Origin of the sequence: Pseudoalteromonas sp. TB41, assembly GCF_000497975.1 — a bacterium.
GTDB classification, from domain to species: domain Bacteria; phylum Pseudomonadota; class Gammaproteobacteria; order Enterobacterales; family Alteromonadaceae; genus Pseudoalteromonas; species Pseudoalteromonas tetraodonis.
This window is the reverse complement of record NZ_AUTH01000011.1, coordinates 24084-39315: the sequence shown is the minus strand read 5'-3', so window position 1 is coordinate 39315 and position 15232 is coordinate 24084. Positions and strand designations below refer to the sequence as shown.

The window sequence follows — 15232 nt, the reverse complement described above, 5'->3', positions numbered from 1 at the left end:
ATTAAGCGGGTTCCTCTGCAGTTGTGTCTTCAACTATGGCCAGTAAAGCGCCATGGCTTACCAGTTCACCCTCAGCAAAACAGTAACTTTTTAATACGCCATCATGTGGGGCATTAAGCGTGTATTCCATTTTCATTGCTTCAATTATAACCACTGCATCGCCTTTAGTAATGGTGCTTCCCACCTCTAACAAGTGTTTAACTACAGTACCATTAAGTGGCGCAGCAAGGGGTAATGCCTCATTTTCATGTGAGCTGATGAAATGTTTATCAACACATTCAAACTTAGTTTGCAGTGCTTGGTTCATTACAGTAATGGCATTATCAACGTGGCTAACATGCGCAGTGTGTTTAGCGCCATTAATCGATACGTTGCAGTAGCCATTAGTTAACTCACCTTGCACTTCAAAGGTGTTGTCATTAATGGTCATGCTATAGCCCTGCGCGGTTTTTATTGCGTTTAAGGGGGTATCGCTAAATGGAATTTTAACTTGTTGCGGCGCATTTAAACTAAACCCATGTAATTGTTGCCATGGATTTGCACTACTTGTATTACTACCAAGTGATGCTAAATACGCAAAACCTGCAATTAAGCGGCTAGTTTGTAATAAAGACGGGTCAATAGTAACTAACGCTTCACCTTGCTCTGCAATAAAGTGGGTGCTTGGAGCACCTTGTTTAAAGCGTGGATGAATCGCTAAATTATATAAAAAGCTGATATTAGTGCTAAATCCGGCTAAATGAAATTGTGTTAATGCTTGTTGTAAACGCGAAAGTGCTTGGTCGCGGTTATCATCATGAACAATAAGTTTGGCAATCATTGGATCGTAATACGGGCTTATTTCATCACCTTGGGCAATACCAGTATCAATACGTACATATTCACTGTTAGCGGGCGTATATAGTGCCTCAATAGTGCCAGAGCACGGAATAAAGTCATTACTTGGATCTTCAGCATAAATACGTGCTTCAAAGCTGTGTCCTTGTAGCTGAATATCTGCTTGCGCTAAAGGTAACGCTAAACCACTGGCTACATTAATTTGCCAATTAACTAAATCAACGCCTGTGACCATTTCACTTACTGGGTGCTCTACTTGCAAGCGAGTATTCATTTCCATGAAAAAGAACTCATCACCACAGAGTAAAAATTCCACAGTGCCAGCGCCTCGGTAGTCAATTGCTAGGGCACATCTTACCGCGGCTTCGCCCATTTCTTTACGCAATGAGTCTGATAAACCGGGGGCAGGCGCTTCTTCAATCACTTTTTGATGTCGACGCTGCAATGAACAATCACGATCACCTAAATACACACAGTTGCCATAGTTATCAGCAAATACTTGCACTTCAACATGGCGAGGTTGGTCAACATAACGCTCAAGCAAAACCAGATCATTACCAAAACCGGCAATAGCTTCACGTTTAGCACCTTCTAATGCGCTTATAAACTCACTGGCTTTTGAAACTATACGCATGCCCTTACCACCGCCACCAAAGGCCGCTTTGATAAGCACAGGGTAGCCAATTTTTTCAGCCTCAGCTTGTAAAAAGCTAGGGTCTTGTTTATCGCCATAATAACCTGGCACCAAAGGAACATTAGCGGCTGCCATTATTTCTTTAGCACGGGTTTTTGAGCCCATTGCTTCAATACTCGTTGCTGGTGGGCCAATAAAAGCAATGTTATGGGCTTCACATGCTTTAGCAAATTCACTGTTTTCTGATAAAAAGCCGTAGCCTGGATGAATGCAATCAGCGCCACTAGCTTTAGCAACCTGCAAAATTTTATCTGCGACTAGGTATGAATCTTTACTTGGCGCAGCACCAATATGGTAGGCTTCGTCGGCCATTTTTACATGTTGCGCGTTTTTATCTGCATCTGAATACACCGCAACCGTGGTTAAGCCCATTTGCTTTGCGGTGCGCATAATACGACAGGCAATTTCGCCACGGTTAGCAATCAGAATTTTTTGTAATTGTACTGTGTTCATAATGCGTCCTAGAGTTGCCATTGGGGAGGGCGTTTATCAAAAAAGGCGCTCAGTCCTTCTTGGCCTTCAGTTGATACACGAATTTTAGCTATACGCTCTGCAGTCAGTGCAATTAGCTCCTCGTTTATCTCTTTATTGGCAACATCGTTAATAAGTGCTTTTGCGGCTTTAACGGCAATAGGGCCGTTATCAATCAAGGTTTGCAGCAAATTATCGAGGGCTGTTTCTAAGTTCCCAGTAATTTGATGCACTAAACCCAGTTGCTTTGCTGTGTGGGCATCAAACACTTCTGCAGTTAAAAAATATCTGCGTGCAGCACGCTCACCAATGGCCTTAATCACATAAGGGCTGATCACGGCAGGTATTAGCCCAAGTTTAACTTCACTTAAACAAAATTGTGCATCGTCTTTACTAAGCGCAATATCACAACAGGCAATTAACCCTAATGCTCCACCAAAGGCGGCACCTTGTACCGCACAAATTGTAGGATGCGGGCTCTGTGCTAATACTTGCATAAGTTTAGCCAGTTGCATTGAATCAGCTAGGTTATCGTTATAGTTATTATCTGCCATCGATTTCATCCAGGCTAAGTCGGCACCGGCTGAAAAATGTTTACCTTCGGTTTTGAGGACTAAGGCACGAATATCGAGCGTATTAGCATGTTCAATACATTGAATAAGCTCATGGATAACGTCGCTATTAAATGCATTACGTTTTTCTGGGCGGCTTAAAACGAGTACAGCCACATTAGATTTTGTTATTTGTAGTGTTACTGACATTGTGCGCTCCGGTTACATTCTAAATACGCCAAACTTAGACTCACGCTGTGGTGCATTTTTAGCTGCTGTTAATGCAAGCCCTAACACATTTCGTGTATCGACAGGGTCTATAATGCCATCGTCCCATAAGCGGGCACTGGCATAATAAGGATGACCTTGTTGTTCGTATTGACTAATAATTGGCTTTTTAAAATCGCTAACTTCTTGCTCGCTCATGCTTTCGCCTTTACGGGCTAATCCATCTTGTTTAACTTGTGCCATAACACCTGCAGCTTGCTCACCACCCATGACTGAAATACGGGCATTTGGCCACATCCACATCATGGTCGGTTCAAATGCACGGCCACACATACCATAATTGCCGGCGCCATAAGAGCCGCCAATAAGCACGGTGAATTTTGGTACATCAGCACACGACACCGCCATCACCATTTTAGCGCCATGTTTAGCAATGCCTTCGGCTTCGTATTTTTTACCGACCATAAAGCCAGTAATGTTTTGTAAAAATACCAATGGAATATTGCGCTGAGCACACAGCTGAATAAAGTGCGCGCCTTTTTGCGCCGACTCACTAAATAAAATACCGTTGTTAGCCACTATGCCCACAGGGTTGCCATAAATGCTGGCAAAGCCTGTCACCAGTGTTTCGCCAAAGTAACGTTTAAATTCATCAAAAGACGAGTCATCGACAGTGCGGGCTATTACTTCACGCACATCAAATGGCTTTTTAAGATCAGTACCAACAATGCCGTAAAGCTCGTTAATGTCATAACGGGGGGCTTTTACGTCATCTAATAATGGGGCGGTAGGGCGTGTGTAATTAATTCGCTCTATACATTGGCGTGCAATTGATAATGCATGCGCATCATTTTCTGCGTAATGATCTGCCACACCCGATGTTTTACAATGAACATCGGCGCCGCCAAGTTCTTCTGCGGTAACTTCTTCACCTGTTGCCGCTTTTACCAGTGGTGGGCCTGCTAAAAATATAGTGCCTTGCTCTTTTACAATAATACTTTCATCGGCCATAGCGGGCACATAAGCACCACCTGCAGTACATAACCCCATAACCACTGCAATTTGAGGAATGCCTTTACCCGACATACGTGCTTGATTGTAAAAAATACGCCCAAAATGCAGTTTGTCTGGAAATACATCGTCTTGCTCTGGCAGGTTGGCGCCGCCAGAATCAACTAAGTAAATACACGGTAAGTGGCAACGCTCAGCAATATCTTGTGCACGTAAATGCTTTTTAACAGTAAGCGGGAAATAGGTGCCACCTTTAACTGTCGCGTCGTTTGCAATCACCATACATTCAACGCCTTTTACGCGACCAATACCTGCAACCACACCGGCACAAGGTATCTCTTGTTCATACACACCAAATGCAGCAAATTGCGATATTTCTAAAAAGGGTGAGCCTTCATCTAATAAAGTACTGATACGGTCACGAACAAACAGCTTTCCTCTGCTTTCATGGCGCTCTTTAAGTGCAGCGCCACCACCTAAGCTAATATTGGCAACTTTATCGCGTAAATCATCCACCAGCGCCGACATATTTTTGTGGTTTTGCACAAAACTAGGATCGTGGGGATTAACGCTCGATTTTAAAATCGTCATAAATTAATCCTTAACGGCTTTCAGTAAATAATTCACGGCCAATCAACATGCGGCGTATTTCTGAAGTGCCTGCGCCAATTTCGTATAATTTCGCATCACGCAGTAAGCGACCTGTTGCGTATTCGTTTATGTAGCCATTGCCGCCTAAAATTTGGATTGCATCAAGGGCCATTTTAGTTGCAAGCTCTGCAGCGTATAAAATTGCGCCAGCTGCGTCTTTACGGGTGGTTTCGCCGCGATCACAGGCTTTTGCTACTGTGTACACATAAGAGCGGGCTGCATTCATTTGTGTATACATATCGGCAATTTTGCCTTGAATTAACTGAAATTGACCAATAGGACTGTCAAACTGCTTACGCTCATGAATGTAAGGCACCACAATGTCCATACATGCTTGCATAATTCCTAACGGGCCTGCAGCTAAAACAACTCGCTCGTAATCAAGGCCGCTCATAAGTACCTTAACGCCTTCGTTTAAGTTACCTAAAATGTTTTCTTCGGGTACTTCGCAGTTATCAAATACCAGTTCACAGGTGTTTGATCCGCGCATACCGAGTTTGTCGAGTTTTTGTGCGGTAGAAAACCCCGGGAATGTTTTCTCAACAATAAAGGCGGTAATACCTTTCGCACCGGCATTTAAATCTGTTTTTGCGTAAATAACCAAGGTATCGGCATCAGGGCCATTGGTGATCCACATTTTATTGCCGTTTAAAATGTACTTATCGCCTTTTTTCTCGGCTTTAAGTTTCATTGATACAACATCAGAGCCTGCGTTAGGCTCACTCATGGCCAAGGCACCAATGTATTCACCGCTAATTAGTTTAGGTAAGTATTTTTCTTTTTGTGCTTGTGATCCATTACGGTTTATTTGATTAACACACAGGTTTGAATGCGCACCATAGCTTAAGCCAATAGAGGCACTTGCACGGCTAATTTCTTCCATGGCAATAACGTGCTCTAAATAACCTAAACCCGCACCACCAAATTCTTCATCAACGGTCATGCCTAAAACGCCCATTTCACCCATTTGCGGCCAAAGTTGATTGGGAAACGCATTATCAAGATCTGTTTTTTCAGCTAGTGGGGCAATTTCTTGACTTGCGAAGCTATTAACATGACTGCGGATCATGTCCGCTGTTTCGCCAAGACCAAAATTCATTTCTTTATATAGTGAAATAGTGCTCATGATTCATTCCTGTGTGTTTGATGACGTTTATTATATTTTATTCATCTATTTTGCTAAGCGTGTCGCGACAACGACGTTCTGCGGTAACCAACTCCATTAGTACAACTTTAATGTCGTCCATTTGTTGAGATAGGTCGGCCTTTTTTTCGCTGATGAGGTCAAGCATAGTAACTAACTGTTTAGCGCTTGATTTGTCTGCATCATAAAGTTCAAACAAACGACCGGTTTCAGCCAAGGTAAACCCTAAACGTTTACCACGAAGTATTAACTTTAGGCGTACTTTATCGCGCTTTGAGTAAATACGAGTTTGGCCGTTGCGCTCTGGCGATATAAGCCCTTGGTCTTCGTAAAAGCGAATAGAGCGCGTGGTAATATCAAATTCTTTCGCTAATTCGCTGATACTAAAAGTTTGTTCGTTTTTAGCCGGCTCATTGGCTGAATTTGCAAAGTTTGTTTGATTATCTGATTTCATTGTAATGTTTACCTCATTCGAATATCACCAATATAAGTGAAGTTTACGTAAAGGTAAAGTACGATCTGGTTGTTATACTTTAGACGTACAAAATAAATGCGGATTTACACTAGAAGTTGAGTGTTTATAAACGTTACAAGCCATTTGTGGAGGTTGCAATACATTTTCAGCAAGCTTGCTTTACAGTTTTTACACTAATTAGAAAGTTGATTTTAGATTTACGTTGGCGTAAACGTAAATTTTATGTATGCTCGTATTTATCAGATTAGTTTAAACATTAAGCTAAACATAATAAAACATGTTTGCGGTAATTGAAAATGGAGCCTTTTTATGTCTTTTGAAAGCGTTGTAATTGTAGCAGCAAAACGCACCCCAATGGGTGGATTTATGGGCGCACTAAGTGATGCGCAGTCTACCGAACTAGGTGCTACAGCTATTGCAGGTGCACTTGCTCAAACGGGTTTAAGCAATGATGCAATTGATGAAGTGATTATGGGCTGTGTATTACCAGCCGGTTTAGGCCAAGCGCCTGCACGTCAAGCAATGCTTAAAGCGGGGCTTGCACTTAGCACCGGTGCTACCACTATTAATAAAGTATGTGGCTCGGGTTTAAAAGCAGCGATGTTAGCGAATGATTTAATTAAGGCGGGTTCTATTGAATCAGCAATCGCTGGTGGTATGGAAAGCATGACCAATGCGCCTTACTTTATTCCTAAAGCCCGTGGCGGTATGCGTATGGGCCACGGTGAAATAAAAGATCATATGATGAGCGATGGCCTTGAAGATGCTTACGACAATAAAGCAATGGGTTGTTTTGCTCAAGACACGGCTGATGAATATGGCATTGGCCGTGAGCAAATGGACGCGTTTGCACTGGGTTCGTTAAGTAAAGCAAACGCAGCCATAGAAAATGGTAGCTTTGACAACGAAATCGCCCCTCATACTATTAAAACCCGCAAAGGTGATGTAACAGTTTCAATTGATGAACAACCTGGTAATGCTCGCCCTGAAAAAATCCCAAGTTTACGTGCAGCATTTAAAAAAGACGGCACTATTACTGCCGCTAACTCATCGTCTATTTCAGATGGTGGCGCAGCACTGATTTTAATGAGCGAATCAAAAGCAAAAGCTGAGGGTTTAACACCACTTTGTAGAATTGTTGCTCACAGCACGCATTCTCAAAAACCCAGTGAATTTACCGTAGCTCCAGTGGGCGCAATGAACAGTGTGCTTGAAAAAGCAGGGTGGACAACCGCCGATGTTGACCTATGGGAAATTAATGAAGCGTTTGCCATGGTTACCATGCTAGCTATTAACGAATTAAAGCTTGATGAGAACAAAGTTAATGTTAACGGTGGCGCCTGTGCATTGGGTCATCCTATTGGTGCCAGCGGTGCGCGTATTTTAGTAACACTTATTCATGCACTTAAAAACCGGGGTCTTAAAAAGGGCGTAGCCTCTTTATGTATTGGTGGCGGTGAAGCCGTTGCCATGGCCGTAGAAGCACTTTAACTAATAATAAAGCCGCAGCAACTATAACAAAAACGCTGCGGTACCCAATTTAATCAATAGGATTTTAATTATGCACCAAGTACCCTTACTTATTAACGGCGAATTTATTCAATCAACTTCAAATGAACTAATTGATGTTGTAAATCCTGCTAATCAAGAAGTGTTAGCGCAAGTACCATGTGCTACAGACGCTGAAATGGACGCGGCTATTGCCTCTGCCAGCGAAACGTTTAAAACGTGGAAAGACGTACCAATTACAGAACGTGCGCGCATTATGATGAAATATGCAGCGCTATTAAAAGAAAACCATGATGAATTAGCCACTATTATTTGTCATGAGCTAGGTAAAACATTTGAAGATGCCAAAGGCGATGTGTGGCGTGGTATTGAAGTAGTTGAGCAAGCTGCTAATGCGCCATCATTAATGATGGGCGAGACGATGGAAAACGTAGCGCGTAAAATCGATACCTATTCATATATGCAGCCACTGGGTGTATGTGCAGGTATTACCCCATTTAATTTTCCGGCCATGATCCCACTTTGGATGTTTCCACTGGCAATTGTGTGCGGTAATACCTTTATTTTAAAACCCTCTGAGCAAGACCCACTTACGCCAATGCGTTTAGCTGAGCTATTTATTGAAGCGGGTGCACCAAAGGGTGTTTTACAAGTTGTGCACGGTACAAAACCGCAAGTAGACCGTTTATTAGAAGACAAAGCGGTTCGCGCTATTTCATTTGTAGGTTCATGTGGCGTAGGTGCATACATTTATTCTAAAGGCACACAACACCTAAAACGTGTGCAAGCCTGTGTGGGCGCTAAAAACCACATGGTAATTATGCCTGATGCAAGCAAGTCTCACGTAGTTAATAACTTAGTAGGCGCATCAGTTGGTGCGGCAGGTCAGCGCTGTATGGGTATTTCAGTGGCGGTATTTGTTGGCCAAGCGAAAGACTGGGTTGATGAAATTAAAGCTGGCTTTGAAGGTGTACGCCCAGGTGTATGGGATGATGCAGACGCTGCATATGGTCCGCAAACATCACCAGCTGCAAAAGCGCGTATTTTATCATTGATTGCCGATGGTAAAGCGCAAGGCGCAACCTGTTTAATTGATGGCTCTGACTTTACTGTTGAAGGGTTTGAGCAAGGTAACTGGATAGGCCCAACGTTATTTACTGATGTAACCAAAGAGATGAACTTGTACAAAGAAGAGATTTTTGGCCCAGTACTGGCGTGTATGTTTGTAGATACGCTTGAAGAAGCCATCGCCCTTATTAACGAAAGCCCTTACGGTAACGGTACCTCATTATTTACATCAAGTGGTGCAGCTGCACGTAAGTTCCAACACGAAATTGAAGTGGGTCAAGTGGGTATTAATGTGCCTATTCCTGTGCCACTGCCATTTTTCTCGTTTACTGGCTGGAAAGGCTCATTTTATGGCGATACGCATACATACGGTAAGCAAGGTATTCGTTTTTATACAGAAACTAAAACTATTACCTCTCGTTGGTTTGAGGATGACATTGCCTCAGGTCCAAACATGAGTATTAATCTTAAATAATATTGCACTGAATAATTAATAAAAAAGAGGGACACAACACACAGTGTTGTCGCTCCTCACTAATTACTCCCGTTATGGGATGCTCTGACAACAAACAAAACACACTTAAAGAGGTCTACCATGGACTTTAACTTATCTGAAGATCAACAAGCCTTTGCGCAAACCGCTCGCCAATTTGCAGAGTCTGAACTAGCACCACACGCTGCCAAGTGGGATCGCGAACATATTTTTCCTAAAGACACAATTAAAGCCGCTGGTGAGCTAGGTTTTTGTGGTTTATACACCCCAGAAGAAGCCGGTGGCTTAGGTTTATCTCGCTTAGATTCAAGCATTATTTTTGAACAGCTGGCGATGGGCTGTACGGCAACAACGGCCATGTTAACTATTCATAATATGGCAACCTGGATGATAGCCAGCTTTGGTACCGATGCAGTAAAAGACAAATACGTTGAGCAATTGGTAATGGGTGAATTACTTGCATCGTACTGTTTAACTGAGCCAGGCTCGGGTTCTGATGCTGCTTCATTAAAAACTAAAGCAGTGCGTGACGGTGATGAGTATGTTATTAACGGCTCAAAAATGTTTATTTCAGGCGCCGGTGAAACAGAAATTTTAGTGGTAATGGCACGTACGGGAGCCGACGGCCCTGGCGGTATTTCGGCTTTTGTTGTACCTGCAGATGCACCAGGCGTTGAATACGGTAAAGCAGAAGAAAAAATGGGGTGGAATGCACAGCCCACACGTTTAATTAGCTTTGAAGATGTGCGTATTCCAGCCGCAAACTTATTAGGCCAAGAAGGTGAAGGCTTTAAATTTGCAATGCAAGGTTTAGACGGCGGCCGTATTAATATTGCCACTTGCTCTATTGGTACAGCACAAGCGGCACTTAATACCGCACGTGAGTATTTAAAAGAGCGTACCCAATTTGGTAAGCCATTGGCTGCGTTTCAAGCGCTACAATTTAAAATTGCTGATATGAATACCGAGCTTGTAGCAGCACGCCAAATGGTGCGCTTAGCGGCGTTTAAACTTGATACTAACGACAGTGAAAAAACCACTTATTGTGCTATGGCTAAACGCTTTGCAACCGATGTAGGTTTTACTGTTTGTAATGACGCGCTGCAAATTCACGGTGGCTACGGTTACATAAAAGAATACCCGCTTGAGCGCCATGTTAGAGATGTACGTGTTCATCAAATTCTTGAGGGCACTAACGAAATTATGCGTGTGATTATTGCGCGTCGTATTTTAGCCGAATCAGCCAGCGAAGTTTTATAAGGAGGTTAGTATGTCAAATCCTAGCATTGAATTAACTATTGAAGGTCATGTTGCTATTTTAACCATGTCGAATCCGCCAGCGAATACCTGGACGAAAGACACCTTAGTGGCGCTTAAAGACACGGTTAACCAATTAAATACCAATAAAAATATTTATGCGTTAGTACTGACTGGTGAAGGCGAGAAGTTTTTTAGCGCCGGTGCCGACCTCAATGTATTTGCCAGTGGCGATAAAGGTGTAGCTGCAGATATGTCACGTGTATTTGGTGACGCGTTTGAAGCGCTAACTAATTTTAGAGGTGTGTCGGTTGCAGCCATTAATGGCTATGCAATGGGTGGCGGCCTTGAAGTAGCGCTTGCTTGTGATATTCGTATTGCAGAAGAGCAAGCACAAATGGCGTTACCTGAAGCAAAAGTGGGTTTATTACCGTGTGCTGGTGGAACGCAAAACTTAGCATGGCTTGTTGGCGAGGGCTGGGCAAAACGCATGATTTTATGCGGTGAGCGCTTAAAAGCCGATAAAGCCCTGCAAATTGGTTTAGTAGAAGAAGTGGTTGCACAAGGAGAAAGCTTTGCAGCAGCATTAAAACTGGCAAACCAAGTAGCAGAGCAAAGTCCATCGTCGGTTGCTGCATGTAAAACCTTGATTCAAAAAGGGCGTCATCAACCAATGGCGAATACATTGCCACTGGAGCGTGAACTGTTTGTTGGTTTATTTGATACCGAAGATCAGCAAGAGGGCGTGAACGCCTTTTTAGAAAAACGTAAAGCTATTTGGGTGAATGGCTAATGACAGAACTTACTCGTTTAAATTCAGCTGATGCTGCCGTGGTATTTGAAACGGCAACCACAGACAATGGCCGACTCATTGGTTTTGCAACCTTAAATGCGCCTAAATCGTTAAATGCCCTTAATTTTGAAATGATCAGCTTACTCGAGCCGCAACTACAGCAATGGGACAAAGACGATAACATTGCATTAGTGGTTCTTAAAGGCGCTGGTGAAAAAGCATTTTGTGCCGGTGGCGATGTAGTGAGTTTGCACAAAGCCATGAGCGAAGGTAAACCAACGTCACTGGTTGAAGAATTTTTTACTCAAGAGTATCAGCTCGATTATCTAATTCACTGTTACAACAAACCCATTTTAGTGTGGGGTAACGGGATTGTAATGGGCGGCGGTTTAGGTTTAATGGCCGGTGCTAGCCACCGTGTGGTTACCGAAACATCACGCATTGCCATGCCAGAGCAAACTATTGGGCTTTACCCTGATGTAGGCGGCAGTTATTTTTTACATAAAATGCCCGCCCATGTTGGTTTGTTTTTAGGGCTGACCTCGGCATCTATAAATTGTGAAGACGCTAAGCTTGTATCGCTTGCCGATCACTTTGTAAATGCCGACAAGTACCCAGAGCTTGTTGAAGCATTACTCAATACTAAATGGGGTAAAACAGCAAGTTTAAATCACGACAAGCTAAGTACCTTGCTTATTGAGTTAGATAACAACTCTAGCCGTATGCCAAAAGGCAATTTAAAAGCAAACTTAAGCTTGATTCAAAAGCTTGGCGAGTTTGACACGTTACAGCAGCAGGTAGATTACATTTTAAATCTAAACACTGATGATAAATGGCTACAACGCGCACAAAAATCGTTGGCGCATGGTTGCCCATTAAGTTGTGCCTTAGTAAGTGAGCAGCTCAAACATAGCAAAGGTAAAAACTTAGCTGAGTGTTTTAAAATGGAATTGGGCATGTCGGTTCGTGCCGGTGAAGTGGGCGAGTTTCAAGAAGGTGTACGTGCCTTACTAATCGATAAAGATGGTGCGCCACAGTGGCAGTTTAAATCGTTAGCTGATGTACCAAAAGAAGTAGTAGAGAGCTTTTTTGCAAACCGCTTTGGCGAGCAACATCCGCTAGAGCCGTACTTTTCACAACTAAATTTACAAGGGTAAAGCGATGAGTAAACTTAATATAGGATTTATTGGTTTAGGAAACATGGGCGGCCCAATGGCAGCAAACTTAGTTAAAGCAGGCCACAGTGTGCGCGTGTTTGACTTAAGTGCAGAGGCCGTGAAAGAGCTTGTGAATCATGGGGCTAGTGCGGCGCAAAGCGCCAGTGACTGTGCTCACGAGGCTGATGTGCTAATTAGCATGCTACCGGCAAGCAAACATGTTAAATCACTTTATTTAGGCACAGACGAGCAATCGGGTTTAATTAAAGTACTGAGTAAAAGTACCTTAGTGATTGATTGTTCAACTATAGATGCACAATCAGCACGTGACGTTGGCCATGCCCTAAGTGAGCAAGGTATTGCGTTTGTTGATGCACCGGTATCGGGTGGTGTAGCAGGTGCAACAGCAGGAACGCTTACGTTTATCGTTGGTGGTGAGCAAGCTGCATTCGATAAAGCCAATACTGTATTAGTCGATATGGGTAAAAACATATTCCATGCTGGTGATATTGGTGCTGGGCAAGTTGCCAAAATATGTAACAATATGCTGTTGAGTATTTTAATGGCAGGCACCAGTGAAGCCATTCAAATGGGCATTAATAACGGCCTCGACGCAAAAGTACTCAGCGACATAATGAGCGCAAGTTCGGGTCGTAACTGGACGTTAGAACTTTATAACCCCTGCCCAGGTGTTATGGAAACCGCACCAGCTAGTAACGACTATAAACCCGGCTTTATGGTCGATTTAATGGCTAAAGACTTAGGCCTTGCTATGGAAGCAGCGCAACAAAGTAATTCACTGACGCCAATGGGCTCAATGGCTAAAAATTTATACACTATGATGCAGCACCAAGGTGCAGGCAGTGATGATTTTAGTGCCATTTTTAAATTGTTTTCGAAGTAGGAAAGTATTGTGGAAATAAAAAATAATACCGTAGTTATTACCGGTGGCGCACAAGGCTTAGGTTTTGCAATGGCGCAAAAGTTTGCCTTAATGGGCGCTAATATTGCCTTAATTGATATGGCGCAAGCCCAATTAAATGAAGCAACCGAGCAGCTATCTGCATTAGCAGGCGTAACAGGCACTATTAAAGGCTACAGCGCTAATGTAACCGTAGAGAGCGAAGTTGAAGACGTATTTAATACCATTAACAGTGACTTTGGTTACATTGGGGTATTAATTAATAACGCCGGCATTTTACGCGATGGCATGTTTATAAAAGCCAAAGACGGCAAAGTGGTAAAGAAGATGTCGCTTGATCAATTTCAATCAGTGATTGACGTTAACCTAACAGGTGTATTTTTAGCAGGGCGCGAAGCTGCAAGCCACATGATTGAATCAGGCAAAGGTGGCGTAATTGTAAATATGTCGAGCGTAGCGCGTGCGGGTAATATTGGCCAAACTAACTATGCTGCCTCAAAAGCCGGTGTTGTGGCACTAACCACTACATGGGCTAAAGAGCTTGGCCGTTTTGGTATTCGCGTTGGCGCCATTGCCCCAGGTGTTATTAGCACCGCAATGACCGATGTAATGAAGCCCGAAGCAAAACAACGCATGCTTGCTGTAACGCCCGTAGGGCGCTTAGGTGAAACCGCTGAAATAGCCCATACCGCACAGTATATTATCGAAAACGACTTTTTTACTGGCCGTGTAGTAGAGATAGACGGCGGTATTCGTTTGTAAACTAATGTTTATAAACGTATGAGTGTTAGTTGATTAAAAAGCACAGCCTTTTCGGTTGTGCTTTTTTTGTTTTAAGTCGGACATTTATAATTTTGAAAAAGGGCTGATGTATCCGTAAACGTAGTACCTCCATTAATCGCATACCACTGCCATAAAGTAATCCACAGGGTAAATAATGCTTCGCAGAGCACACTTTAAAAAATTGTTTATTTCTTGTTGCGTTAAAACTACCGGTAGTTTAGTTGCTCGTTTACCCTTAATAAAACCTAATGATAATGAGAGTGGCTTTTTAATCACTTCTTTAAATAAAAAGTTAAACGCATTTAAGGCTTGTGATTGAGTATTAGAAGCAACATTTTGTTGGTTGACTAAATGATTTAAAAAAGTTCGACCTCATTATCTCACATCGTTGTAGGGTGCCTCATAGAGTTAAAACGAATAAACGAAGCTATCCAGTATAAATAAGCTTTAACGGTACTTTTAGCATAACGCTTTAGATACATTTGTTCGGCTATCATAGTTAAAAAAGGTGATTTCATGACATGAATCTTTAGTAAAAAAAGCAACTGTATATATGGACAGTGTTTATCGTCTTGTCCAATATTACTGATCTCCACCATTTTGGTGTATTTCTAAATTAAAGAAAAAAACTTAAAGTTAACTAATTATTTACAGGTGTTTATTAGATGGTTAAGATAAATGCATTGTAATATATGGACATTTGTTGGTTTATAAAGCGACAAATGTCGTAGACAAAACTGTTAAGTTGCACACACATATGGAGTAGTAAAATTGGAAGTTTTGAAAGATGTAGTTTTAGAATGGGCACTTTGGATTGACGTAATTGCACTTGTACTAATAGCATTAACTAGATTTTTCTCAAATACGAAATCTAGTTGGGCGGGTGTTGGCTGTATTTTAATTGTAATAGCACTTGGTAATGCTATTTCGTTAGTTAGCGTTGGTATTAACCCTACAGAACATATTGCTTCGTTATTTGGTTTAGCAGTGTTGGGATCATTAGGAGTTAGATTATTTAGTAATTGGCTCACTGATGGAGCAACTTAACAAGGCAAATCACGCGGAGGGCTAAAGCTGTCGCATTTTTTGCTAAAAACCAAAGGCGCAAAAAATGCGCCAGCACGCCGCCAGTGTTTGCGGCGTTGAGTAAATAAATAAACTGACACCCACTCTAATTTTTGCAGTTTG

The 15232-nt window shown here is 42.4% G+C and carries 13 protein-coding genes and 1 pseudogene; 8 read left to right on the top strand and 6 right to left on the bottom strand.

The annotated features are described in order from the left end of the window. Position 1 precedes the first annotated feature (1 nt). From L641_RS0101980 to L641_RS0101960, 5 genes are read right to left on the bottom strand one after another with little or no spacing between them, the layout of a single operon-like run. Positions 2-1984, bottom strand: a complete 1983-nt coding sequence (locus L641_RS0101980; RefSeq protein ID WP_024600980.1) for an acetyl/propionyl/methylcrotonyl-CoA carboxylase subunit alpha — start codon at positions 1982-1984, stop codon at positions 2-4. 8 nt (positions 1985-1992) lie between these two features. Further along, entirely contained in the window at positions 1993-2763 is a 771-nt protein-coding gene (locus tag L641_RS0101975) for an enoyl-CoA hydratase/isomerase family protein (protein ID WP_016899945.1), read from the bottom strand. Positions 2764-2775: 12 nt separating this feature from the next. After that, a complete protein-coding gene (locus L641_RS0101970; RefSeq protein WP_024600979.1) occupies positions 2776-4383 on the bottom strand; it encodes a carboxyl transferase domain-containing protein in 1608 nt (535 codons plus the stop codon). A 10-nt stretch (positions 4384-4393) separates the two neighbouring features. Continuing rightward, a complete protein-coding gene (locus tag L641_RS0101965) occupies positions 4394-5569 on the bottom strand; it encodes an isovaleryl-CoA dehydrogenase (RefSeq protein WP_024600978.1) in 1176 nt (391 codons plus the stop codon). Positions 5570-5606: 37 nt separating this feature from the next. Next, the gene (locus L641_RS0101960; protein ID WP_008114692.1) at positions 5607-6041 is read right to left on the bottom strand and encodes a MerR family DNA-binding transcriptional regulator; all 435 of its coding nucleotides are present in this window, start codon (positions 6039-6041) and stop codon (positions 5607-5609) included. Positions 6042-6371: 330 nt separating this feature from the next. Between L641_RS0101960 and L641_RS0101955 the strand changes: the two genes are divergently transcribed. From L641_RS0101955 to L641_RS0101925, 7 genes are all read left to right on the top strand, one after another. Then, the gene (locus L641_RS0101955) at positions 6372-7553 is read left to right on the top strand and encodes an acetyl-CoA C-acyltransferase (RefSeq protein ID WP_024600977.1); all 1182 of its coding nucleotides are present in this window, start codon (positions 6372-6374) and stop codon (positions 7551-7553) included. Positions 7554-7623: 70 nt separating this feature from the next. Next, positions 7624-9114: a CoA-acylating methylmalonate-semialdehyde dehydrogenase gene (locus tag L641_RS0101950; protein WP_013464903.1), complete on the top strand. Its 1491-nt coding sequence runs from the start codon at positions 7624-7626 to the stop codon at positions 9112-9114. Between the two features lie 120 nt (positions 9115-9234). Beyond that, positions 9235-10392 (top strand): acyl-CoA dehydrogenase family protein, encoded by a 1158-nt coding sequence (locus L641_RS0101945; RefSeq protein ID WP_024600976.1) that lies wholly within the window; start codon positions 9235-9237, stop codon positions 10390-10392. Positions 10393-10402: 10 nt separating this feature from the next. Further along, positions 10403-11182 (top strand): enoyl-CoA hydratase, encoded by a 780-nt coding sequence (locus L641_RS0101940; protein ID WP_024600975.1) that lies wholly within the window; start codon positions 10403-10405, stop codon positions 11180-11182. Then, positions 11182-12339, top strand: a complete 1158-nt coding sequence (locus L641_RS0101935) for an enoyl-CoA hydratase/isomerase family protein (protein WP_024600974.1) — start codon at positions 11182-11184, stop codon at positions 12337-12339. The genes L641_RS0101940 and L641_RS0101935 overlap by 1 nt, the downstream gene beginning before the upstream one ends. Positions 12340-12343: 4 nt before the next feature. After that, positions 12344-13243 carry a 3-hydroxyisobutyrate dehydrogenase gene (gene mmsB / locus L641_RS0101930; protein WP_013464907.1) on the top strand — a complete coding sequence of 300 codons (900 nt, stop codon included), beginning with the start codon at positions 12344-12346 and terminating at the stop codon, positions 13241-13243. Between the two features lie 9 nt (positions 13244-13252). After that, complete coding sequence (locus tag L641_RS0101925) at positions 13253-14023, top strand: SDR family oxidoreductase (protein ID WP_024600973.1); 771 nt, start codon at positions 13253-13255, stop codon at positions 14021-14023. A gap of 106 nt (positions 14024-14129) precedes the next feature. On the opposite strand, the pseudogene L641_RS23770 reads toward L641_RS0101925, so the two are convergent. Beyond that, positions 14130-14562 (bottom strand): annotated as a pseudogene (locus L641_RS23770) (phage integrase N-terminal SAM-like domain-containing protein); the annotation flags it as partial. A 253-nt stretch (positions 14563-14815) separates the two neighbouring features. Between L641_RS23770 and L641_RS0101915 the strand changes: the two are divergent. Continuing rightward, positions 14816-15091, top strand: coding sequence for a hypothetical protein (locus tag L641_RS0101915; protein ID WP_013464909.1), 276 nt, complete (start codon positions 14816-14818; stop codon positions 15089-15091). The last annotated feature ends 141 nt before the right edge of the window (positions 15092-15232 follow it).